The sequence below is a fragment of the Paraburkholderia sp. GAS32 genome (assembly GCF_050434225.1).
Taxonomy (GTDB): Bacteria; Pseudomonadota; Gammaproteobacteria; order Burkholderiales; family Burkholderiaceae; genus Paraburkholderia; species Paraburkholderia madseniana.
Genome location: NZ_JBNPVS010000001.1, coordinates 174990 through 197117 on the forward strand (window position 1 = coordinate 174990; position 22128 = coordinate 197117).

Here is a 22128-nt window from a genome sequence, read left to right on the forward strand (position 1 = left end):
AAAAGACACCCCTGGTCAGGGGGTGAAACGAATTGTAGAACTGTAATTCGCCGGGATAGAGCACACGAATTGGAAGAGTCCATTGCAGAAATCAGAATGATTCGAAATTCAGGCAACGACGCGCTTAAATCCTTACTGAATATGACACAGCGGGAGCGTCGCGATCGAGCAACACCGACAATTTGACGAATAGTTACAACGCCATCGCGCACAAATATTTTTTCTTTATTTACCCGCACTTACACAATTCTCAATCCGGCATTCCGAATTAGAAAATGCATTGTTGCGCCATATGTGGTTAAAGATATAAATAGCAGGCATACACTTCGCAGCGGATCGTCAGGCAGCCGGCGCAATCGGCTGTTAGCACTGGAATGCGATTCTCTACGCACTGTCCCGGAGTTATCTAAACATGAAAAAAACCCTCATCGCAGCAGGCCTCATGGGCGCGTTCGCCATCACCGCTCACGCACAAAGCAGCGTTACGTTGTACGGCACGCTGGACGCCGGTCTCGTCTACTCGAACAACCAGGGCGGCCACAGCAACTGGCAACAAGGCAGCGGTTCGGTGTCGAACACCTATTTCGGCCTGCGCGGCAACGAAGACCTTGGCGGCGGTCTGCATGCCATCTTCACGTTGGAAAACGGCTTCAACCTGAACAACGGCCAGTTTTCGGAAAGCAGCACGATGTTCAATCGTCAGGCTTTCGTCGGTCTGCAGAGCGATCAATACGGCACGCTGACGCTCGGCCGCCAGTACGATTCCGTGGTCGATTACCTCGCGCCGCTGTCCGAAGCGGGCGCGGGCTTCGGCAACAATCTCGCCGCTCACCCGTTCGACAACGACAATCTGGACAACTCGTTCTCGATCAAGAACGCCGTGAAGTACACGAGCGCGAACTACGCCGGCCTGAAATTCGGCGGCCTGTACGGCTTCAGCAATTCGGCCGGCCAGTTCTCGAACAACCGCGCATGGAGCGTCGGCGCTTCGTACGACAACGGTCCGCTGAGCGTAGCCGCCGCTTACCTGCAACTAAACAACTCGGGTAGCTCGAACCTGAGCGGCGCAGTCTCGCAAGGCAACGGCACCGCCGCCGTCGCGGCTAACCTGCAACGCACGTTCGGTGCGGGCATCAACTACACGTACGGCCCGGCGACGGCTGGCTTCGTGTACACGCATACGCAACTGGACGGCATCACGGGCGTGGACGTCGGCGGCACGACGCTGCCGGGTGTGGCAGGCACGAACCTTCATCTGGACAACTACGAGTTGAACGGCAAGTACGCACTGACGCCGGCACTGAGCCTCGCCGCTTCGTACACGTTCACCGACGGCAAGATGTCAGGTTCGAACGGCTCGGGCGATCCGAAGTGGCACACGGTATCGCTGCAAGGCGACTACTCGCTGAGCAAGCGGACCGACGTGTACGTGGAAGGCGTGTATCAGCACGCATCGGGCGAACTCGGCAACTTCGGTGCGAACGTGGCGGCGATCAACACGCTGGCGCCGTCGTCGACCGGCAACCAGGTTGCTGCGGCTGTCGGCCTGCGTCACCGCTTCTAAGTTTTTCTGACGATACATGCAGAGCGGCGTATGGGTCCGCCCTGCAGCCGAATCCGCGCGTGGCACGATCACGCGCGGGTTTTTTTCAAGGCGCTTACGTTCTTACGTTTCGACGTAGCGGTAGTGACGGCGCAAGCATGCCGTGGGTATACTGAGGTCGGCTGCCTTCCTTGCCGTAACGTCGTTGCGGTTGAACGGCTGCTTCGTCGCGAAGCATGACGTTGCGTTCAATCGCGTTGCGCTTCGCCCGCGCCCCAAGTTCCCGTACACGATCGGGGACGCCGACGATCGGACCATGAAAAGACTTCTTCTGCTTGCTCCCGCTGCTGCCCTCACTGCTTTTCTCGCTGCCTGCGGTTCCAGCGGCCCCGCCCGCGACGCGTCCCAGCCGATGATGTACGTGTCTTCGCAGCGCGCCCCTGCTTATATCGCCGATTGCCTCGAAAGCAAGCTGTCACGCGTGCGAATGTCGCGCGTCGGCGACGCGACCGAGATCGCCGTCGGCTCCGATTCGAACAACTCGTATTTCGTTACGCTCACGCCGTACAACGCCGGCTCGGCCATCAAGGTGATGCATCCCGCGAATGCGCCGGACGATCCGCCTGAAGCGGAAATGCGTGTCGATATTGCGCGTTGTGCGACCTGAGGTTTGGGTCACGCGGCTGCGTTGTTGAGGGCGACACTGAAGACCACGCCGATGTCCGGTTTTTTTATCTCCTGTGTTGGCTATTTTTTTATCTGCTCATCTGCGAACATAGCCGCCCCTTGGCTTTTATCCGGCGCACCGCGTCGTGAGGTTCGATGGCATCCAACAAAGCACATCACGCGACTGGGTTTGCGGCCGGCGTAATCGCGGCGGCTGTTGTCGCGCGCGTCGGCGGCGGTGGTTCGTTTCATATCGGCGTGTTGTTGAGTTTCATCGCCGGAGTGGCGGGGAGTACGGCGCCGGACTGGCTGGAGGTGGCGTGGTGGTCACGCGCGCGAAGGCTGTGGATTACGCATCGTACGCTGACGCATTGGGGGGTGGGGTGGGTCGCGTTGCTCGTGGGCTCTTATCATTGGCTTGGGCATTCGGTTTATGCTGCGGCGGTGTTTGGGTTTGCTTGTGGGGGGGTGATGCATTTGTTGGCCGATTGGCCTAATCCTTTGGGGGTGCCCTGGATTGCTGGGCGGCATTCTTTGAATCTTTGGAATAGTGGGCATTGTGATTTGATTGTTGTTGGAGCGGCTTGGGTCGCCGCGTGGTTTGTTGGGGAGCATGTTTGGTTGCATGGGGTTTCGGTTTTTAGGTTTTTTAGAGTTGGGTAGGGGGTGGCTTTATTTGCCTGCGCGGCGCTTATGTCTGTGTGCGTATGGCGTTGGCCTTTCCTTGATTTGTTAGTGGTCTATTAGCGTTGCCCCTGTGCGGGGCGGCACCTACTTTTCTTTGCATGCCGCAAAGAAAAGTAGGCAAAAGAAAGCGGCTCAAACCGCTAATGCTAAGTGGGCACCGTGGTCTGCTGCGGGTAGTGGTGCATCTGGAATCTGTGTTCGTGCCCCTGCATACGCCAGTGACAAGGGCGTCATACTTCCGGCGGCGCTGCGCGCGCCGAAGCGTTGTTCTTAACCCCGTTGGCGTACTCTATCGCCGCTTCGCGGCTGCGTAGTTCGCAGGGGTCATGCCCATCAATCGCACGAATGCTCGGGTCATGTGGCTCTGATCCGCAAAGCCCGCTGAGGCTGCGGCGTCTGCCAAGGTCGCGCCACGCGCGATCAGTTGTCTCGCAAGCATTACCCTGCGCTGCATCCTGTATGCGTGCGGTGGTAACCCCATCTCGTGCGCGAAACCCCGTAGCAACTGGAAGCGACTCATGCCGGCGTCAGCAGCAAGGTCAGTTAGCGTGAGCGGTGACGAAGGGTCGTCGTCAATACGCGCCCTCGCTCGTGCAATCGGATTCAAGGTCTGTGACAACCGTGGACGTGCGTGCGCCGTCGCGTGAGTTCGAAGTAGATACCCAAGCAACTCGAGCATCGTCTCCTCTCGGATCAGGTCGTCCGGCACGGATTGCGCCTCCACCGATGCTGTGAACAGGCGCTCGAATAGCACCTTCAGTAACGGGTCGTGTACCACCGGTTGTGTCAGTTCGATCTCGTGTGTGGCGATTCCACTTAATTCGATTGCGGCGTCGCTTAGCATCGATGGCTCGAAATACAGCATGCGCCATGCGCGTCCGCGCTCGTCGAGCGGGCTGCCGTCGTGTACCTCCCCCGGGTTCACCATGATCGCGTCGTTCGCTCGTGCTTCTACTACGCCGCGGCCGCTTGATGATCGATGTCCGCCCGTAACGATCACGCCTACCCCGAAGCGGTCGTGCGAATGGCGCGGAAACGAATGCGTCGTTTCGGCCACCGTCGCTTCGACGCCGGCGATCGCGCAGCGAGGCATGTGAACGCGGCCGCGTGACATGGTGCGCCTCAGAAGTTAACTAGCGTTCCGCGCGGCACAACACGCGGCGGTCTGCACGCTGAATCGCGCAGCGAGCCGTATGCAGATCGCCAGAGCACCCCGCGCGCCAGTCCACGCGGCAAAGTGCGAGATGACGCGTGAGCCAACCCGCTCATCTACCGCCCCCCTCTTCCGTTCCCGTGCGCTCACCCTCGCGGATCTTGCCTTGCGATACGCTGCTGCCCGGCGGCACGCTATGCGTCAGCCACACATTGCCGCCGATCACCGAGCCGCGCCCGATCGTCACGCGGCCGAGAATCGTCGCGCCTGCATAAATCACGACGTCGTCTTCAACGATCGGATGGCGCGCGTTGCCCTTGACCAGCGTGCCGTCAACATCCGCAGCGAAGCTCTTCGCGCCGAGCGTCACGGCCTGGTAGACACGCACGCGCTCGCCGATGATCGCGGTCTCGCCAATCACAACGCCCGTGCCGTGATCGATAAAGAAACTCGGGCCGATGGTCGCGCCCGGGTGAATGTCGATGCCGGTCGCCGAGTGCGCGATCTCGTTGATGAAGCGCGCGAGCAAGGGCACGCCGAGGCGGTGCAGCGCGTGCGCAAGACGATGGTGCGTCATTGCCCACACGCCCGGATAACACAGCAGAATTTCAGTGATGTGCTGCGCGGCCGGGTCGCCGGTGAAAGCGGCCTGAATATCGCTGACCAGCAACGCGCGAATACCGGGCAACTGCGTGCCGAACTCGCGCGCGACATTGAACGCGCGCTCCTTCAGATCCGCATCGGGCGTTTCGCCAAACTCGGGCAGAAAGCGCAAGGCGCGGCGAATCTGTTCGGCAAGCAATCGCAACGTGCTTTCGAGCGTGTGGCCGACGTAGTAGTCGACGGTTTCGTCAGTTAGATCGGGGGCGCCGTAGTGCGTGGGAAACAACGCCGCGCGCAAGCCGGTGACAATGGCGATCACCGCATCGCGCGACGGCAACTCGCGAATGCCGAGCGGATGCCGCGTGCGATGCAATTCTTCACGCGACGCGCGCAGGTCCGCGACGATCTGTTCGAGACCCCAGTTGTGGGCAGGCACATTAGGCATAAAAGGACAGCGCCGCGCGATAGGCGCGGTTCAGAGTGATTGTCCCAAGAGATTACCGCGTTTTGCGGCGGTTCGCGCAACGTCGCGCGGCTGCCCGGTATGCCGGTTCGCGCGTGGCGGACGCGCTTCAGATCGTCACGCTGCTCGCATCGATCCAGCGCACGGCCCAGTCGCGTGCGTGCGCGATGGCGGTGGCTTCGTCAGGAAAACGCAAGTCAGTGGGGAAAAAACGGTTGGCGACCAGTTCGCCGTCGCTGGAGCGGGAGATGACCACATACGGTTGCCAAGTGCCATCGCACGCGCGCGCCGGCGCGCAATTCAGCAAGTAGCCGCGATGTGTGAATGCAGCATCGAAATGCATGTGTCACCCGCCCTGACGGCCCCGTAAGATGTTTTGAGTAGCGCGCGTCTGTTCGTTGTCGGCCATGTAAAAAAAAGCCGGACGCATGTCGTCGATTTAACCGCGCTTCGCTCGTCGGAGTAAGATCATACTCTGTAGAAAATAGGCGTCCATTAAAAAAAACGAAAAGAATCGCTGACGCAATCGCCACGTGAAATGCCCGCATATGTCACTGCACATAAGCTGCACATAAGCTGCGAGGCAACCGCGGTACAACTCACACGCACAAAGAGGTTGTGCGAGGCGGAACGGGTTTTGCTGCACTTCAACCATGTCCTCTTCAGTGGAGAATGCATGATGAACAGCGACATCAACAAGCCGGCAGACGCCGGCAAACTACCGCGCACCACCGGCCCGAGCACAACGGAACTGCATAACGACCGCACGCACGACAGCACGGTCGACACCGACGGCAAGAATCTCGAGGCCGCCCGCATCGCCGGCCACAGCCCGATCTCGCCGGACGAGATCACGACGAGCAACGCGAGCCTGATCAACAGCGTGCCCGAGGCACAGGACGGCATGGCCGGCTTCGACAGCCGGGTTGGCGGCAATCATCTGCTGCTGGCGCTCGAACCGGGCTACACGGTCATCGATAAAGGCATGGTCGAGCCGCAAGGCGTCGATTCAGAAGATGAACTGTTCGACGACCCGCGCCCAATCCGCAGCCGTCGCGAACGTGGCCGCATCCATTTCGCCCTCAATCACCTGCGCCCTACCCGCGTGATTGAATTACATCGGGCGAAATAAGTATTCGCGCGGCGCATATTTGTTTGAATTGCGCCGCTCGCACCAATTAATCAGTCCATTCCAAAGTGCGCACCGTTTGAATGACGGTGCGCGTTTCGTTACGGATTAGAAACTCAGGGTTGCAGGACCTGCAAGCCGAACGGGCTTTTTCCGCCCGTCGAACGCCGACACAATCGACTGCATGTCCAATACCAAACGGAGCAGCAGATGAAAAAAATTGTCGTAATAGGCGCAACCGGCACGGTCGGCCAGGCAGTGAGCACGGCATTGAAAGCACGCCATGAAGTCATCGAAGTGGGCGCGACGCGCGGCCAGTATCGCGTGGACAGCACCGACCCGGCCAGCATCGAGCGGCTCTTTAGCGAGATTGGTAAAGTCGACGGCATCGTCACCGCCACCGGCAAGCTGCATTTCGGCCCGCTGCCGGAGATGAGCGTCGAGCAGTTCTGGGTCGGTCTGCGCGACAAGCTGATGGGTCAGATCAATGTGGTGCTGGGCGCGCAGCGGTACGTGAACGACGGCGGTTCGTTCACGCTGACGAGCGGCATTGTCGGCGACGAACCGATTCGCGAAGGCGCGAACGCAACCACGGTCAATCTGGCCCTGGAAGGTTTCGTGCGCGGCGCCGCGATCGAATTGCCGCGCGGCATCCGCATCAACGTGGTGAGCCCGACCGTACTCACCGAAGCGATGGCTGCTTATGCGCCCTACTTCCGCGGCTTCGAGCCGGTCACCGCCGAACGTGCCGCGCAGGCCTATCTGCGCAGCGTTGAAGGCGCGCAAACGGGCCGCGTGTATCGCGTGGGGTATTGAGCCTTCAGAACGCTCAGTGAATCTCCGGCTCGCCGCTTGCATCCGTCTGCGCGCCGCCGCGCTGCAGGAAATCGAAGTCGCAGCCTTTATTCGCCTGCAGCACGTGCACCTGATGCAAGGCGCCAAAGCCGCGCGTAAACCGCGGCTCGGGTCTGACCCAGGCGGCCTTGCGGCGCGCCAGTTCTTCCTCCGCTACGAGCATGTTGAGCTTGCGCCGCGGCACGTCCAGCTCGATCAGATCGCCGCTCTGCACCAGTGCAAGCGGGCCGCCGATAAACGACTCCGGCGCGACGTGCAATACGCACGCACCGTAGCTCGTCCCGCTCATCCGCGCATCCGAGATACGCACCATATCGCGCACGCCCTTTTGCAGCAGTTTCCGCGGGATCGGTAATTGCCCCCACTCGGGCATGCCTGGCGCCCCCACCGGTCCCGCGTGCTGCAGCACGATCACACAGGTCTCGTCGATGTCGAGCGCTTCGTCGTCGATGCGCGCGGCCATGTCGTTGTAGTCCTTGAACACCACGGCGCGGCCGGTGTGCACGAGCAAGCGCGGCTCGGCGGCACCGGGTTTGATCACGGCGCCGTCGGGCGCGAGATTGCCGCGCAGCACCGCGAGACCGTTATTGGGCAGGAGCGGCGCGCTGCGGCGGCGGATCACCTCGTCGTTGAAAATCGTCGCGCCTTCGAGGTTTTCGCCGAGCGTGCGGCCATTCACCGTTTTCTGCGAACGGTCGATCAGGTCGCCCAGTTCAGCAAGCATGGCCGGCAATCCGCCCGCGTAGAAAAAGTCCTCCATCAGATACGCGCCGGTCGGACGAACGTTCGCCAGCACCGGCGTGCGGCGCGAGATGTCGTCATAGCGATCAAGCGTCAGTTCGACGCCGGCGCGGCGTGCGAGCGCGATCATATGCACGATCGCGTTGGTCGAACCAGAGAGCGCGAGGCAGGTGGTCACGGCGTTATCGATTGAGCCGGCGGTGATCAGATCGGATGGTTTCAGGTCCTCCCACACCATCTCGACGATACGCATGCCGGTTTTCGCCGCCATCTGCGCGTGCCGCGAATCCACTGCGGGAATGGAGGCAAATCCGGGCAACGTGAAGCCGAGCGCTTCGGCAGCGCTCGTCATGGTCGACGCGGTGCCCATTGTCATGCAGTGACCCGGCGAGCGGGCAATGCCGCCTTCCACACCTTGCCAGTCCCCTTCCGTGATGGTCCCCGCGCGCAACTCGGCCCAGTATTTCCAGACGTCAGAACCGGAGCCAAGCGTGACACCGTTCCAGTTGCCGCGCAGCATCGGACCGGCCGGCAGAAAGATCGCCGGCAGATCCATCGAGATCGCGCCCATCAGCAAGGCGGGCGTGGTCTTGTCGCAACCACCCATCAGCACGACGCCATCGGCGGGATACGAGCGCAGCGTCTCCTCGGCTTCCATCGCGAGGAAGTTGCGATAGAGCATCGTGGTGGGCTTCTGGAACGGCTCGGCGAGCGTCTGCACGGGCAGCTCGACCGGAAAGCCGCCTGCCTGCCAGATGCCGCGTTTCACTTCCTCGACACGTTGCTTGAAATGCGTGTGGCAGGTATTGATCTCGCTCCATGTGTTGAGGATCGCGATGACCGGCTTGCCAGCGTATTCCTCGCGGCTATAGCCCATTTGCGCGGTACGCGAGCGGTGGCCGAACGAGCGCAGATCGTTTAAGCCGTACCAGCGGTGGCTGCGCAGTTCTTCGGGTTTCTTTCGCTTCGTCAACGTCTTTGCTCCTTCACGCGCGACACGATCTGCGTCGGGCTGACGAATTGCAGCGCGATCAGCACCCAGATCAACGTGATCGCCATGTAGATCATCGCCATCGCGTCGATCGATTGCGGTGCGCGCACGCCGGTTGAAAATACAGCGTAGTACAAGGCGACCACGAGCGTTTGCGTCGCGGGGCCCGCTGTAAAGAATGTCAGCTCGAACATGCCGATCGTGCGCACCAGCACGAGCAGCCCGGCGGCCAACATGCCGGGCACCAGCAGGGGCAGCAGCACGTAGCGGAAATAGCGAAACGTGTTCGCCCCGAAAATGCGCGCCGCCGCTTCGAGATTGGGATCGATCTGCTCGATGAACGGCGTCATCACCAGAATCACGAACGGCAGCGCCGGCACGAGATTCGCAAGGATCACGCCGCTCAAGGTGCCCGCAAGGCCGACTTTGTACATCACGGTTGCCATCGGAATGCCGTAGGTCACGGGCGGCACCATCAGGGGCAACAGGAAAATCAGCATCGCCATGCGCTTGCCGCGAAACTGCACGCGGGCGAGCGCATACGCCGCGGGCACGCCGAGTACAACCGACAACACCACCACGGCGCCGACCACTTCGACGGTGACCCACAACACGCTCGCGAGCTGAAAATCGCTCCACGCCTGCGCGTACCAATGCAGCGTGAAGCCTTGCGGCAACAAGGTGCCGAACCAGCGGGTCGCCAGCGAATTCACCGCGACGGTCGCAATCAGCAACACCACGTTGACGAGAAAGAACACCATCGCGCCCCACACCAGCACCTGCCAGATGCGGCCCGGCACGCTGGCGCGCTGCTTCACGCGCTTGCTGGGTTGCTGGGCGCCGTCGTTGTTTTCCTTCGACGCGGACCACGAAGGATGCGCGGCGCGGTGATCGCTAGCCATCAGCCTTTGCCTCCCGTCACCGGACCGCTGTAGAAGAAGCGGCGCGCGCCGAGCATCGCGGCGACCACCAGCAGTTGCACGAAACCCATCACCATTGCGATCGCCGAAGCAAGCGAATAATCGTAGCTTTCGAACGCGGCTTCGGCTGCGGCGATCGACATCACACGCGTCGGGCCGGCGGGCGCACCCAGCAGCACCGCCGATGGAAAGACCGAGAACGCCTGCACGAACGACAAACAGGCGGCCATCGTTAATCCAGGGACCAGCAGCGGCAAATAGATCCGGCGGAACTGCTGCCACGGGCTCGCGCCGAGCGTGGCGGCAGCGCTCGCGAGCGTCGGATCGATGCCGGTCACGTAGGACAGCGTCAGCAGAAACGCAAACGGAAAACCCGACACGATCAGCGAAATCAGCACGCCCCAGAAGTTATGCGTCAGACGCACTTCATTGGTGTAGAGATGCAATCCTTGCAATGCCTGGGGAAACCAGCCATTCGGGCCGAAATACGTGAGCATGCCGTCGGCGATCAGCACGGTGCCGAGCGTGACAGGAATCACCAGCAGCGTCGTGGCGAGTTTCTGATAGGGCGAATTGCGGCGCAGCGCAAACGCCACCGGAACCGACACGCCTACATTGATCAGCGTCGCGGGCACGGCGAGCTTGAGCGTGACGAGAATGGTCGGCCACATCGACGAGTCGGTGAAGAACGTCAGGTAGTTGGCCCACAGGCCGCCGCCGTTCATCGGCCGGAACGACAGCACCAAACCATACGCAAAGGGATAGATGAACAACGCCACGATGAAAATCAAAGCTGGCGCGACCAGCCACGCCTTGGCGTCGCGCGGTGCGAGCGGCGGCGACAGCGTGGGCGTGTTCAAGCAGCCTCTCCGTCATAGACGAGCGTACGTGAGGGCGGCACGCGCAGACTGATGCGTTCGCCCTCTTCGAATTCGCCCGCGATGCGCGCCCACAAATCGCCGAACGCGGTCTTCACCCGCAGCAGTGAATCGTGCCCGCCGTATTCCACGGTGTTCACCAACGCGTCAAAGGCGTTTTCCATGCCAGGTGCCGCGTGCTCCATATCCTCGGGGCGCAGCGCGACGCTCACGCGCTTGCTGTTGAAACCGGCCATCGGCGTGCCGATCAGACGCACACCATTCGCGCTCACCGCAACCCCATCGCCTTGCGTGCCTTCGAGCGTGAATTCGGCTACGTTTCGATAGCCCATGAAACGCGCCACGTGCAAGTTTTGCGGCCGCGTGTAGACCTCTTTCGGCGTGCCGATCTGCTGCACCACACCCTCTTTCATCACGACGATGCGATCGGCCATGGAAAGCGCTTCGTCCTGATCGTGCGTCACGTAGAGCGTCGCGCGTTCGAGCTTACTGTGGATGCGACGAATCTCAGCACGCATTTCGATGCGCAGCTTCGTATCGAGATTCGACAGCGGTTCGTCCATCAGAATCAGTGGCGGTTCGATCACGATCGCACGCGCAATCGCCACCCGCTGCTGCTGACCGCCCGACAGTTGTCCGGGCAGCTTACGCTCATGACCGACCAGTTGTACGAGCTGCAATGCTTCGCGCACCCGGCGCACTGCCTCGCTCCTGCCGACGCCACGCATCTTCAATCCGAAGCCGACGTTATCCAGCACGCTCATATGCGGAAAGAGGGCGTAGTTCTGGAACACCATGCCGAAGCCGCGCTTTTCCGGCGGCAGCACGTCGATGCGTTTATCGTCGAGCCAGATGCCGCCGCCGCTCAAGGGCTGCAAGCCGGCGATGCAATTGAGCGCCGTCGATTTTCCGCAACCCGAAGGTCCGAGCAACGCAATGAACTCGCCACGCTGGATATTCAGATCGAGCCCTTGCAGCGCCGCGACCGCCTGGCCCTCCGCATTCGTGAAACTGCGGCTCACCGAATCGAGCCGCAACTGCTCAAAGTGATGCTTCATGGCGGTTTCCTGATGCGCGTGACGCTCGAATCGCGAAGGCTCAATCGAACAGAGGCGCGTGATGCTTCGTGCCGGCTTCCTGTGTGCATGGCAGGCGAACCTCTGCGGACCGAATGAACGCGCGCACGGACTCACTCAGTGGCTACTTGGTCTTCTGCGCGCCTACGTCGCTGTCCCACTTCTTGAAAGCCGCGACCATTGCAGCCGCATTCAGCGGCAAGACATGCGGACGCTCGGCCAGCAGCTTCGCGTACTCGGGCCGACCATATTTCGTCAGCACATCCTGGCTGTGCGCGGGCGCCTGCTCGACACTCACGCCCTTGATCGCCGGCCCGGGATAGAAATAACCGTCGTCATAGGTCATGGCCTGCTGCGCCGGTTCGAGCATGAAGTTCATCAGCTTGTAGATTACGTCGAGCTTTTCCTTCGGCACACCCTTCGGAATCACCATGAAGTGCGCGTCGTTCACCCACGTCATGTTGTCGAATGCCTGCACGCGGAATTCCGCCGGCACGATGCCGAGCGCGCGCGGGTTGATGTCCCAGCCGGTCACCGTCACGGTCATGTCGCGCGTACCCTCGCCGAGTTCTTTCATCACCGCCGATGTGCCGCCGGGATAGTAAGGAATGCAATCGTTCAATTGCTTGAGGAAAGCCCACGTCTTGTCCCAGCCGTGAATCGGATCTTGCGGATCCTTGTCGCCGAGCACGTAAGGCAGGCCCATCAGGAACGTGCGGCCCGGACCGGAGTTCGCCGGCCGCGCGTAGATCAGCTTGTCCGGATGCGCCTTGCACCATTGCAGAAGTTGCTCAGGCGTTCTGGGCGGATCAGTCACTTTGGCCGGGTTGTATTCAAGCAACGGACCGGCCGGCATATAGGCGACCTCGAGACCGAAGCCTTGTGCCAGGTCCTGCATCTTGCGCGGACCGGGCGCGTATTTGTCGAGCACGCCGGGGAATGCCGCCGCATTGTCCGGCAACAGCTTCATCCAGAGATTCTGTTCGATGCCGGCGGCCAGTGCGTCAGTGCCCGTCAGGACGAGATCGATGTCGGAGCGGCCAGCGGCCTGCATCGCCTTGATCTTGCCGGGCAACTGCGGCGCGGGCGCGTTGGTGAACGTGAGATTGGCGACGAGATTCGGATACTTCGCCTTGAAGGCTTCGAAACCCTTCTGCGTGAGTTGAAGGTCGCCGGCTACGTCGACGATATTTAGCGTTACCGGATCGGCCGCATGCGCGGTGGTTCCCAATGCGGCGCTTGCCACGAGACTTACGGACACCAGCCTGAGCGCCAACCTGCCTGAAACAGTCATTGCGTCTCCTCGCTTCTTGGTATGGAAGTCCGCCGGCCAGATGCGCTGCTGGCGGTGTCTCTCTACCAATGGAACATAGCGAAGCGGAACTGCCGATGTCAAGCAAATACTCGCCACCGGGTTTTGCCCAGAAAATTGGCTTTTTTTGCGGGGAATCCTTGTGGTTCAACGGTTTGCGCGCGTTATCCAAGGGCAAACCCGGAGTCGACAAGCAAGTCGGGCAGCTAGTTGTCAAGCAACCTGCACTTGCACTGCGCACTCAGGCTGCCCGCACGCCTTGCGCGCTCACCCGCCCTGGACGCCCTGCGTATTCACATACACCGAATACAAGCCGTGGCTCGCCGCCATGAACAACCGGTTGCGATGGCGTCCGCCGAAGCACACATTCGCGCAGCGCTCCGGTAACGCGATATGGCCGATCGGCTCGCCTTGCGGCGTGAAGACGCGCACGCCGTCGAGTTCGTCGGTGCCCATGCCCCAGCCGCACCAGAGATTGCCGTGTGTGTCGACGCGAAAGCCGTCCGGCGTGCCCGGCCCGGCGTCGATCAGCACGCGGTTGTTCGACAGTACTGCCCGCTCGCCGCTGGCGTCGACATCAAACGCGCGAATCTTGCGCGGCACGCCACGCGATTCGACGATGTACAGCACAGACTCGTCCGGCGAAAACGCGAGGCCGTTCGGGCCCAGCACGTCGTCGGCGACCATGGTCACCTCGCCCGATTGGCCGTCGATGCGGTATACACACGCGGGCAGTTCCGACTCCTGCCGCTCGCCCTCATAAAAACTGTCGATGCCGAAGGTCGGATCGCTAAACCAGATCGAACCGTCCGACTTCACGATCACGTCATTCGGCGAGTTGAAACGCTTGCCAAGGTAACGGTCGGCGAGCACGGTAATCGAACCGTCGTACTCGGTCCGCGTGACGCGCCGCGTCAGGTGCTCGCAGGTCACAAGGCGGCCCTGGCGGTCGCGCGTGTGGCCGTTCGCATTGTTCGACGACTGGCGAAACGTGGTCACCGCGCCGCTAGTTTCATCCCAGCGCAGGATACGGTCATTGGGGATGTCGCTCCACAGCAGATAGCGGCCGTCGCCGAACCAGACCGGCCCTTCTGACCAGCGCGCGCCCTGATATAGACACTCGACGGAAGCAGACGCCAGGATCAGCGACCTGAAGCGTGGATCGAGAACGCGAATGGAGGGATCGGGATAGCGTCGGCTGGTGTCGATCATGCGTAGGCTTTGAACGATGGAAGTTGAGGGGGAAAGCGAGTCGAAGCGCGTTGTGTCCTGCACGCCGGCGCGCCGCGCACGCACCTGTAATCGGGGCCGCTGCGAGGTCAATGCGACGCCGGCTTCTGCGCGAACTGACGCTCCAACGCGAGCAGGACCTGCGTCGCATGATCGATCTTCGCATGATGTTCGGGCGGCGTCGAACTGAGTAGCGGCAGGATCGGCCCCATGTCGGCAATCTTCGAGAACGTGACAGCATCGTGCAGCACGCGGATCAGCGAGATTTCGTCACGCAGGGTTTCGAGTGGCAGGAACGCGTCATAGAGACGCTGCGCCTTGTCGGTATCACCGGTTCCGACGGCTTGCAGCAGGGCCATGACCATGCGCGGCGCAATGCATCCCGAACCCGTCGTCCATGCGACCAGACCGAACTCGCGCAGATGGACGAGCGCAGGCCGCTCGCCCATGCCCGACACCACCTTGACCACAGGCACGGCTTGCACAAGTCGGCGCAGATACGGATCATCCGCAGGATTGTCGCGCACGATCGCGTATTTGACGGCCAGCAGCGTGCCGCGCTCGATCAATCGCGCGAGCGTGTCGAGCTCCACGTAGTTTTCGCTCTTGATGTACAGGGTGAGCGGCATGCCCGCCGCGTCGGCGACGCGCGTGAGCCCCGCCTCCACGCCTTCGGACGTCGTAAAACCGCTCAGCGGCAACACCATTGCCGTACGGTAGCGGGTTTGCGCAAGGATACGGGCCTGATCGACCATTTTCCCGTAGTCGGGACCGATTGACGGGATCACGCGCGTGCCTGCACTCGCTGCGTCGGCCAGTAGATCCAGCAAGTCCCGATACTCGCTGACGGCCACGTGATAGAGGTTCGCATTGCCGCCGTACAGCAAGGTGCGCACGCCGCCAGCCTCGATGTGGCGGATCAGCGCGCGATTTTCGGCGGCGTCCAGCGTGTAGTCGGCGCGGCGTGCAAGCGGTGGCACAGCTATCACCGACGCGACGAACTCACTGTCGAGAATCGGGGATTCGTTCATGACGCCTCAAACGCACGGGGACTGGGCGTTCAAGTTAGCACCGGGTTCGCAATGTTGTCAAACAACCTGAGTAAGATGTCATCGCGCCATCTTGAGTCGAAGTCGATGCGAAGAAGCCAAAGCCGGCAAAGTCCGGTACGTCGCTTTCGTATGACAATAGACGGCGACAGGCGGGTGTTAGAGAATGGCAAAGGGCCAGGTGGAAATCGTCAATTGGGTAATTAGCGTGGTTTTGTCCGGAATTTCGACACGCACGGTCATTCAAAGTGGTTTGACAATAATGTTGCAAATCAAATGCATCAAAAAGGCCACTACGAGAAAATTACCCACTTTATCGACCCGTGAATGTTAATCAGGTCGAAGAAATCCGATATAAGGAGTAATTCGTTCGCCTGGTTGCAGAACTAGCGCTGGTGGCGTTTCTTTAGAAATCACCCTTGGCTTGCGAAATAATTTTTAGTGATAGATTGTGAAGATAAAAACAGCCGGACGGATCGCCGTACCGCAATTAACCGCAACGGGACGTTTGCGAGTCTGAGAGAACCAAATTGTCGCTACATTTTATCGAGGAAATGGCGCCGCTACTGAACGCCGCAGATGAAGCGGAATGGTTCGGCGCGATCGCGGGCCTGGCCGACACATGGGGCTTCGACAGGCTTTTGATTGCCATGCTGCCGCGCCCGACCATTCGCCTTGAAGACGCCTATGTGCGGAGCACCTACGCACCGGCCTGGCGGCGCACCTACGACGAGCAGGGGCTCGTCCATATCGACCCGACTGTCTCGCATTGCGCGACACGCGCCGCGCCGCTGATCTGGTCGCCGGACATTTTTACGACCGCACCGCAGCAGTCGATGTATGAGGAAGCCCGCGCGCACGGCCTGCGCTCAGGTGTGACGTTGCCGATTCATGGGCCGAACCAGGAAGCCGGCATGATGTGCTTCGTCAATGACAGCAATCCGACCGACGCGTTCTGGCGTCACATCAACGTCGCGTTGCCGAATCTGGTGTTATTGCGCGATCTGGTGATCGATACCAGTCAGCGCCATTTGAATACGCACACTCAGACTTTATTGCCCAAGCTGACGCCGCGCGAACGCGAATGTCTGAAATGGACCGCGCGCGGCAAATCCACCTGGGAAATCTCCCATATCCTGAGCTGCTCGGAAGCCGTTGTGAACTTCCACATGAAGAACATCAGGACGAAATTCGGTGTGAATTCGCGGCGCGCGGCGGCCGTGATCGCCACGCAGTTGGGGCTTATTGACCCGGGTTGAGCAAGGCGACGGCGTCGCGGCTGTACAGCACCCGCTCAGCCCGTCCCAGATCGGCGTCGGAAACGGTTTTGGTGAAGTAGAGGCCCAGCAGGATCGACACCGGCGCCGGAATTTCGGCACCCGATTCGAACCGGCTGCCACGCGACTGCGTCACGCCAAAGCGTGCCCAGAAGCGGCGCTGGCTCTCCTTCTTCTTCTTGCGGTAGGCAATGATCAGAACACGATCCACCGCCGATGACGGCTCTGCCGGGCGGGTTTGGACCGAGGGTTGCGCTTGCCAGTGGTTTTCGAGAAGTTCCATTTTTGTGTCCCGTCGGTTGAGGGCTGAGGCTTATCTCGAATTCTGCGTTATCCGATAAGCATGCACACCTATCCAGGTAGGTAGGTGGCGGAAAGATTCAAAATGCATAAGTTTTCTTGCGTATTGGGTACCCCAACACGTTCAGGAGAACGTCATGCAAACAGCAATCCGGATTGGAATGCGGCAGGAATTCGACAACGCGGACATCAACGAGATGTACCGCCTGCGGGCCCGGGTGTTTCACGGGCGGCTCGGGTGGGACATCCCGACCATCGCGGGCATGGAAATCGACGGCTACGACGCGCTCGGGCCGCACTACATGCTGATTCAGGGCGACGATCGGCACGTGCGGGGCTGCTGGCGCCTGATGCCGACGGAAGGGCCGAACATGCTGAAGGACACCTTCCCGCAATTGCTCCACGGCGCGGATGCACCGGTCGGGCGGCATATCTGGGAACTGAGCCGGTTTGCGATCGAAACCAGCGGCGAGGAACAGTCGTTCGGCTTTGCCGACCTGACGATGCAGGCGATTCACGAACTCGTGACGTTCGCCGACCGGATGGGCATCACCCGCTATGTCACGGTGACCACCACGCCGATCGAACGGCTCCTGCGCAAGACCGGGATCGACATCAGCCGGCTCGGGTCACCCCTGCAGATCGGCGTGGAACGGGCCGTGGCGCTGGATATCGCGGTCAGTCCGAAGACCCGCACCGCCCTGTTCGGGCCGATGGCTGCCGCCGCCTGACGGCAGGGCACCACTGGGGCCGCGGTTGCGGTGACCCGTTTGCGGGCAGTCCGGATGCAATGGGCTAGTTGCAGTGGACTGGTCACGGCGGGCTGGTCACGGCGGGCTGGTCGCGGTTGCCCGGCTAAAGCAGACCGGCAGCCCGGTTACCTGGTTACCTGGTATTTGCGACCCGCGGCGGAGACACGCGGGATATCAGGAACCGAACATCCGCTCGAGCGCATTCTCGAGATGCGCGCGCATCGCCTTCCCCGCTGCAGGGCCGTCCTTACGGCGGATCGCCTCGAGCACGGCCATATGTTCGGCCTGCACGAGCCGCTGCCGCTCCACCGTTTTCACGAGCGAAAGATTGCGCGACAGATTCATGCTGAACAGAATCTGTTCTTCGATGAACGACATGACCGTGATGAAAAACGGGTTCTTCGAGGCGCGCGCCACCGCCAGGTGGAACATGAAATCGTCCTGCGCGCCGATGCCCCGGGTCTCGATGATGCGTTCCAGTTGGTCCCACGCATGCTGGATCGCGGCGATGTCGTCCGCATCGGCCTTGAGCGCGGCCTGTTCGGCCGCGCCCGCTTCGGTCACGATGCGAAATTCATAACAGCGGCGGATGTCGGACAGCGTTTCGAGCGGCGCGAACCGCCGCACATCCGGGTCCGGCCGCCGCGCGACCGTGGTGCCCGAACCGTGCCGCGTCATGATGATCCCGTCCGCCCGCAAGCGCGCCAAAGCCTCGCGTACAGTGGGCCGCGACGTCGCAAAGCGTTCGGCCAGCGCATGCTCGGTAGGCAGCCGCTCGCCTTCCTTGTACTCGCCTTCAAGAATGCGATTGAGGATGTCGCCGTAGATCTTGTCGGGCAAGCCCGTCGTTTTGCGCTCGTTCATCAGCGGTGCTGAAGCAGCTTGTCTGAGTAGGTCCTGATTGTAAGGCAAACCTGACCCTATCTTGATTTAACATAGGCACCCCGGCTTGACAGGCATGCCGCAAACGCCTGCTGCACGGTGATTGCCGGGTGACGCGCCGCTATCGCAAAATTTGACAAGTGTTTGATTTACATCCTGACAGGATGCACCTTTTTCAGCGATCATTTACGCTGGTATCGGAGATAAATCGTCAATGAGCCCGGCCGTGCGCAATGGCCGCGGCATCCCAATCCTTCAGACGCGGAGTCGATATGTACACACGCATCCTCGTAGCGGTCGACGGCAGCCACACCTCGCGCCGCGCATTCGAAGCAGCGCTCGCGCTGGCGAAATCCACCGGCGCTGTCATGCAGCCGCTCTACGTCGTCGAAAACACGCCGATGTATTTCGAAGCGCCCGGTTATGACCCGTCCATTCTGCGCAACCGCCTCGTCGAAGAGGGCAAGGAACTCTGCGCGGAATTCGCCCAGGCCATGGCAGCGAAAGGCGTCAAGGGGGAGCTCATCGTGGGCGAAGCCTCCTCGCTCGACGACGTGTCGGTGGTCGTGCTAAAAGCGGCCGCCGATTTCAACGCCGATCTGCTGGTAATGGGCACGCATGGCCGGCGCGGTTTTCAGCGCCTGATTCTCGGCAGCGTCGCAGAGCGCTGCGTGCGCCAGGCGACCTTGCCGGTACTGCTGATCCCCTCTGCGGCCGGCAAGGTTAGTGAAGACGCTTGAACGCGTGGCAACGCACATTGCAAAGCGTGTGCTTGCCGAATCAAGCGGCACACGCAGCGCTATATCTTCGAAATCAGTGCAGAGCATGCTCGCCACGATACATAGCAGTCCATAACCACAAGCAGCAATGCGAGCGTGACATCGCTCAAGATGCCTAACCGCGCGAACGCGTCATTTTGTCGCTAAACGGGGGGCATGGGCGGTGGGACAATCAGTTGTTACTCTGACAAATGGTTGCAGAACATGCCTACTCCTAACGCTGTGACTCGCTCCGCCGGCGCTGCCGATTCCATTCCGATCCCGTCGCCGGCGCGTGGCGGCCGTCGTGCCGCGCCGGTGAGGGCAACTGCGCGCACCGCCGCTCGTTGTTCGAGTTGTTCGATGCGGGCGCTCTGCATGCCGCAAGGCTTGTCGCCCAAAGAACTAACGAAACTCGAAGCGCTCATTTGCAGCGCGCGCTCCGTGCAGCGCGGCGAAGCGCTGTACCGCAGCGGCGACCGCTTCGACAATATTTACGCCGTGCGTTCCGGCTCCATGAAAACCGTCATGGCCCACCGTGACGGCCGCGAACAGGTCACAGGGTTGCGCCTTGCCGGCGAAGCGCTCGGCCTCGACGGTATCAGCGAAGACGTACATGCATGCAGCGCCGTCGCGCTTGAAGACAGCACCGTGTGTATCGTTCCCTACCCCGCCCTCAAATCCTTGTGCCGTGAAATCAGTTCGATGCAGGACCGCCTGCACAAACTGCTGGGCGAACAGATCGTCCGCGAAGCCGGCCAGATGATGGTGCTCGGCTCCCTTTCGGCGGACGAACGCGTGGCGGCATTTCTGCTCGACGTGTCGGAGCGCAACGCGCAACGCGGCTATTCATCGGCGGAATTCAATTTGCGCATGACACGGGAGGACATGGGCAGCTACCTCGGCATGACGCTCGAAACCGTGAGCCGCACCCTGTCAAGATTTCAAAAGCGCGGCCTGATCGACACACAAGGCAAACACATCCGGATCGTCGATCTGGAGGGCTTGCAGAAGGTGTAAGCCGTACGCGCAGGACCTGGCCCGCGCCGCCACGTCCCCGGCTATCCGTTTTTTAGCGCGCATTCGTCTTGGCATGGCTCCTGCGAGCGGGTACAGTCTTTAGTCCGTCCCCCGCAAGGAGACCTGGCGAAATGAATCGCGACCCCGCCCCGCATCACCCGCTCGTCCAGCGTCTAATCGACGCGCGTCAGATTACCGACGCATTGTTTTCTATCGTCAAACCCGAATTTCTGTACGAACGGCCGATCCGTGAGCGCCACCGGATCGTGTTTTACGTCGGCCATCTGGAAGCTTTCGATCGTAATCTTTTCGATCAGCGCCTGTGCGATCTGCCGGCATTCGATCCGCACCTCGACGAGCTCTTCGCTTTCGGCATCGATCCTGTCGACGGCGGCTTTCCGACCGATCAACCCAGCGACTGGCCCTCGCTCGACGCCGTGCGTGCCTACGGGTTGCGCGCCCGCGAGCAGATCGACCGCGAACTCGACGCGCTGAGCGACTCCGCACGCGTCGGTCGCAAGGGCGCCCATGCTGACGCGTCCGAGCAGTTGCTGAACGTCGCGATCGAGCATCGGCTGATGCATGCCGAAACGCTCGCGTACATGCTGCATCAGTTGCCGCTTGCGCAGAAGGTCACCGGGTTGCGGGAACCGGTGCTCACGCGTCCTGAGCCGCGGCCGGCGTTGTCGTCGATGGTCAGCGTGCCGGCTGGCGCAACGGTGCTCGGCATGTCGCGCGAAAGTGGCCATTTCGGCTGGGACAACGAGTTCGGCGAAAAGCGCGTCGACGTGCCCGCGTTCGAGATCGACCGTCACATGGTGACGAACGGCGCGTTTCGGGTGTTTATCGAGGCGGGCGGCTATCGCGAACGGAAGTGGTGGACGGACAAGGATTGGGCCTGGAAAGAAGCCGAACATATCGAGCATCCCGCCTGCTGGTCGCAGCAAACCGGGAGCGATCAGAACGGCGCATGGATGCTGCGCACGATGTTCGACGAAGTGCCGTTACCGCTCGACTGGCCCGCGTACGTGAGCCACGCCGAAGCCAGCGCTTACGCGCGCTGGGCCGGCAAGACGCTCCCCAGCGAAGCGCAATGGCAACGCGCCACACATGGCGCACCGCACGCCGCATCGGGAAATTTCGATTTTCGTAGCTGGGACCCGCAGCCGGTCGACGCATATCCGGACAACGTCAGCGCGTTCGGTGTGGAAGGTCAATTCGGCAATGGCTGGGAGTGGACTTCCACGGTGTTCGACGCACTGCCGGGCTTTGAAGCGTTTCCGTTTTATCCGGGCTACTCCGCCAACTTTTTCGACGGGCAGCATTACGTGATCAAAGGCGGTTCGGCACGCACCGCGCAATGCATGTTGCGGCCGGCTTTCCGGAACTGGTTTCAACCGCATTACCAATATGTGTATGCGGGCTTTCGGTGTGTGAAGGCGTGACGAACAAAGCATAAGCTGATGCCCAAAATCACCTATCACTTTAATCCGACAAAGATCATCTATCGGTTAACTTCACAACCAGAATCAGCTATCGCTTTAAATTTGGCCGCGAACGTTACGCGGTCAAACCGTCGGCCGCCGTCGTACCCAATTGGAAACACGTTGCTCGGGATTCCCCTGACGGACCATAACCCAGAGCCCTTAAGCGCTTCCCTGGTACGCCGCAAGGGCTCGCTTTCTTCAGACGGTTGCTGAGCGCCCAGGCAGCAATGCTTGGGCGGAACGCTATCTTCTGGGCATCGGCTGTGAGCAAACCGCCCAGTTCGGCGAACGCTTCCGACAAAAAAAATCTTGCCGAAGCCGCGTTAAGCGTGGGCATCGGCTGTCTACGGATACGG

Annotated in this window: 22 protein-coding genes; 10 read left to right on the top strand and 12 right to left on the bottom strand. The window is 61.1% G+C overall.

Annotated elements, in window-relative coordinates; genetic code table 11:
* Positions 1–412 precede the first annotated feature (412 nt).
* From P3T25_RS00785 to P3T25_RS00795, 3 genes are all read left to right on the top strand, one after another.
* Entirely contained in the window at positions 413–1564 is a 1152-nt protein-coding gene (locus P3T25_RS00785; RefSeq protein WP_154567098.1) for a porin, read from the top strand.
* A gap of 295 nt (positions 1565–1859) precedes the next feature.
* Positions 1860–2210, top strand: coding sequence for a sugar ABC transporter ATPase (locus tag P3T25_RS00790; protein WP_174825341.1), 351 nt, complete (start codon positions 1860–1862; stop codon positions 2208–2210).
* Positions 2211–2365: 155 nt separating this feature from the next.
* Positions 2366–2872: a metal-dependent hydrolase gene (locus P3T25_RS00795; protein ID WP_171928745.1), complete on the top strand. Its 507-nt coding sequence runs from the start codon at positions 2366–2368 to the stop codon at positions 2870–2872.
* Positions 2873–3185: 313 nt separating this feature from the next.
* Here P3T25_RS00795 and P3T25_RS00800 read toward each other — a convergent pair whose 3' ends face one another.
* From P3T25_RS00800 to P3T25_RS00810, 3 genes are all read right to left on the bottom strand, one after another.
* On the bottom strand, positions 3186–4010 hold the full coding sequence (locus P3T25_RS00800; RefSeq protein ID WP_154559116.1) for an AraC family transcriptional regulator: 825 nt from the start codon (positions 4008–4010) through the stop codon (positions 3186–3188).
* A 151-nt stretch (positions 4011–4161) separates the two neighbouring features.
* The gene (epsC, locus tag P3T25_RS00805) at positions 4162–5097 is read right to left on the bottom strand and encodes a serine O-acetyltransferase EpsC (protein ID WP_154559117.1); all 936 of its coding nucleotides are present in this window, start codon (positions 5095–5097) and stop codon (positions 4162–4164) included.
* Positions 5098–5224: 127 nt separating this feature from the next.
* On the bottom strand, positions 5225–5458 hold the full coding sequence (locus P3T25_RS00810; protein ID WP_154559118.1) for a hypothetical protein: 234 nt from the start codon (positions 5456–5458) through the stop codon (positions 5225–5227).
* Positions 5459–5794: 336 nt separating this feature from the next.
* Here P3T25_RS00810 and P3T25_RS00815 point away from each other — a divergent pair, with 336 nt between their 5' ends.
* Both P3T25_RS00815 and P3T25_RS00820 read left to right on the top strand, forming a co-directional pair.
* The gene (locus P3T25_RS00815) at positions 5795–6247 is read left to right on the top strand and encodes a DUF3005 domain-containing protein (RefSeq protein ID WP_154559219.1); all 453 of its coding nucleotides are present in this window, start codon (positions 5795–5797) and stop codon (positions 6245–6247) included.
* A gap of 207 nt (positions 6248–6454) precedes the next feature.
* Complete coding sequence (locus P3T25_RS00820; RefSeq protein WP_154559119.1) at positions 6455–7060, top strand: short chain dehydrogenase; 606 nt, start codon at positions 6455–6457, stop codon at positions 7058–7060.
* Positions 7061–7073: 13 nt separating this feature from the next.
* On the opposite strand, the gene araD is transcribed toward P3T25_RS00820, so the two are convergent.
* The 7 genes from araD to P3T25_RS00855 form a co-directional block, all read right to left on the bottom strand.
* Complete coding sequence (araD, locus tag P3T25_RS00825; protein ID WP_154559120.1) at positions 7074–8813, bottom strand: L-arabinonate dehydratase; 1740 nt, start codon at positions 8811–8813, stop codon at positions 7074–7076.
* Positions 8810–9733, bottom strand: coding sequence for an ABC transporter permease (locus P3T25_RS00830; protein WP_154559121.1), 924 nt, complete (start codon positions 9731–9733; stop codon positions 8810–8812). Before P3T25_RS00830 ends, araD begins: the two co-directional genes overlap by 4 nt.
* Complete coding sequence (locus P3T25_RS00835; protein WP_154559122.1) at positions 9733–10611, bottom strand: ABC transporter permease; 879 nt, start codon at positions 10609–10611, stop codon at positions 9733–9735. Before P3T25_RS00835 ends, P3T25_RS00830 begins: the two co-directional genes overlap by 1 nt.
* Entirely contained in the window at positions 10608–11687 is a 1080-nt protein-coding gene (locus tag P3T25_RS00840) for an ABC transporter ATP-binding protein (protein WP_154559123.1), read from the bottom strand. Before P3T25_RS00840 ends, P3T25_RS00835 begins: the two co-directional genes overlap by 4 nt.
* Positions 11688–11829: 142 nt before the next feature.
* Positions 11830–12999 carry an extracellular solute-binding protein gene (locus P3T25_RS00845; protein WP_154559124.1) on the bottom strand — a complete coding sequence of 390 codons (1170 nt, stop codon included), beginning with the start codon at positions 12997–12999 and terminating at the stop codon, positions 11830–11832.
* A 285-nt stretch (positions 13000–13284) separates the two neighbouring features.
* On the bottom strand, positions 13285–14229 hold the full coding sequence (locus tag P3T25_RS00850; RefSeq protein ID WP_154559125.1) for an SMP-30/gluconolactonase/LRE family protein: 945 nt from the start codon (positions 14227–14229) through the stop codon (positions 13285–13287).
* A gap of 107 nt (positions 14230–14336) precedes the next feature.
* Entirely contained in the window at positions 14337–15278 is a 942-nt protein-coding gene (locus P3T25_RS00855) for a dihydrodipicolinate synthase family protein (protein WP_154559126.1), read from the bottom strand.
* A gap of 572 nt (positions 15279–15850) precedes the next feature.
* Between P3T25_RS00855 and P3T25_RS00860 the strand changes: the two genes are divergently transcribed.
* Entirely contained in the window at positions 15851–16555 is a 705-nt protein-coding gene (locus P3T25_RS00860; protein ID WP_154559220.1) for a helix-turn-helix transcriptional regulator, read from the top strand.
* Here P3T25_RS00860 and P3T25_RS00865 read toward each other — a convergent pair.
* Positions 16539–16856, bottom strand: coding sequence for an XRE family transcriptional regulator (locus P3T25_RS00865; RefSeq protein ID WP_154559127.1), 318 nt, complete (start codon positions 16854–16856; stop codon positions 16539–16541). The genes P3T25_RS00860 and P3T25_RS00865 overlap by 17 nt on opposite strands.
* Positions 16857–17010: 154 nt before the next feature.
* Here P3T25_RS00865 and P3T25_RS00870 point away from each other — a divergent pair, with 154 nt between their 5' ends.
* Complete coding sequence (locus tag P3T25_RS00870) at positions 17011–17604, top strand: acyl-homoserine-lactone synthase (RefSeq protein ID WP_093637295.1); 594 nt, start codon at positions 17011–17013, stop codon at positions 17602–17604.
* Positions 17605–17799: 195 nt separating this feature from the next.
* Here P3T25_RS00870 and P3T25_RS00875 read toward each other — a convergent pair whose 3' ends face one another.
* Positions 17800–18489 (bottom strand): FadR/GntR family transcriptional regulator, encoded by a 690-nt coding sequence (locus P3T25_RS00875; protein ID WP_054040669.1) that lies wholly within the window; start codon positions 18487–18489, stop codon positions 17800–17802.
* Between the two features lie 290 nt (positions 18490–18779).
* Here P3T25_RS00875 and P3T25_RS00880 point away from each other — a divergent pair, with 290 nt between their 5' ends.
* From P3T25_RS00880 to P3T25_RS00890, 3 genes are all read left to right on the top strand, one after another.
* Entirely contained in the window at positions 18780–19247 is a 468-nt protein-coding gene (locus P3T25_RS00880; protein ID WP_154559128.1) for a universal stress protein, read from the top strand.
* Between the two features lie 381 nt (positions 19248–19628).
* Positions 19629–20285 carry a helix-turn-helix domain-containing protein gene (locus P3T25_RS00885; protein ID WP_154559129.1) on the top strand — a complete coding sequence of 219 codons (657 nt, stop codon included), beginning with the start codon at positions 19629–19631 and terminating at the stop codon, positions 20283–20285.
* Between the two features lie 131 nt (positions 20286–20416).
* Positions 20417–21730 (top strand): SUMF1/EgtB/PvdO family nonheme iron enzyme, encoded by a 1314-nt coding sequence (locus tag P3T25_RS00890; RefSeq protein WP_154559130.1) that lies wholly within the window; start codon positions 20417–20419, stop codon positions 21728–21730.
* Positions 21731–22128: the final 398 nt, after the last annotated feature.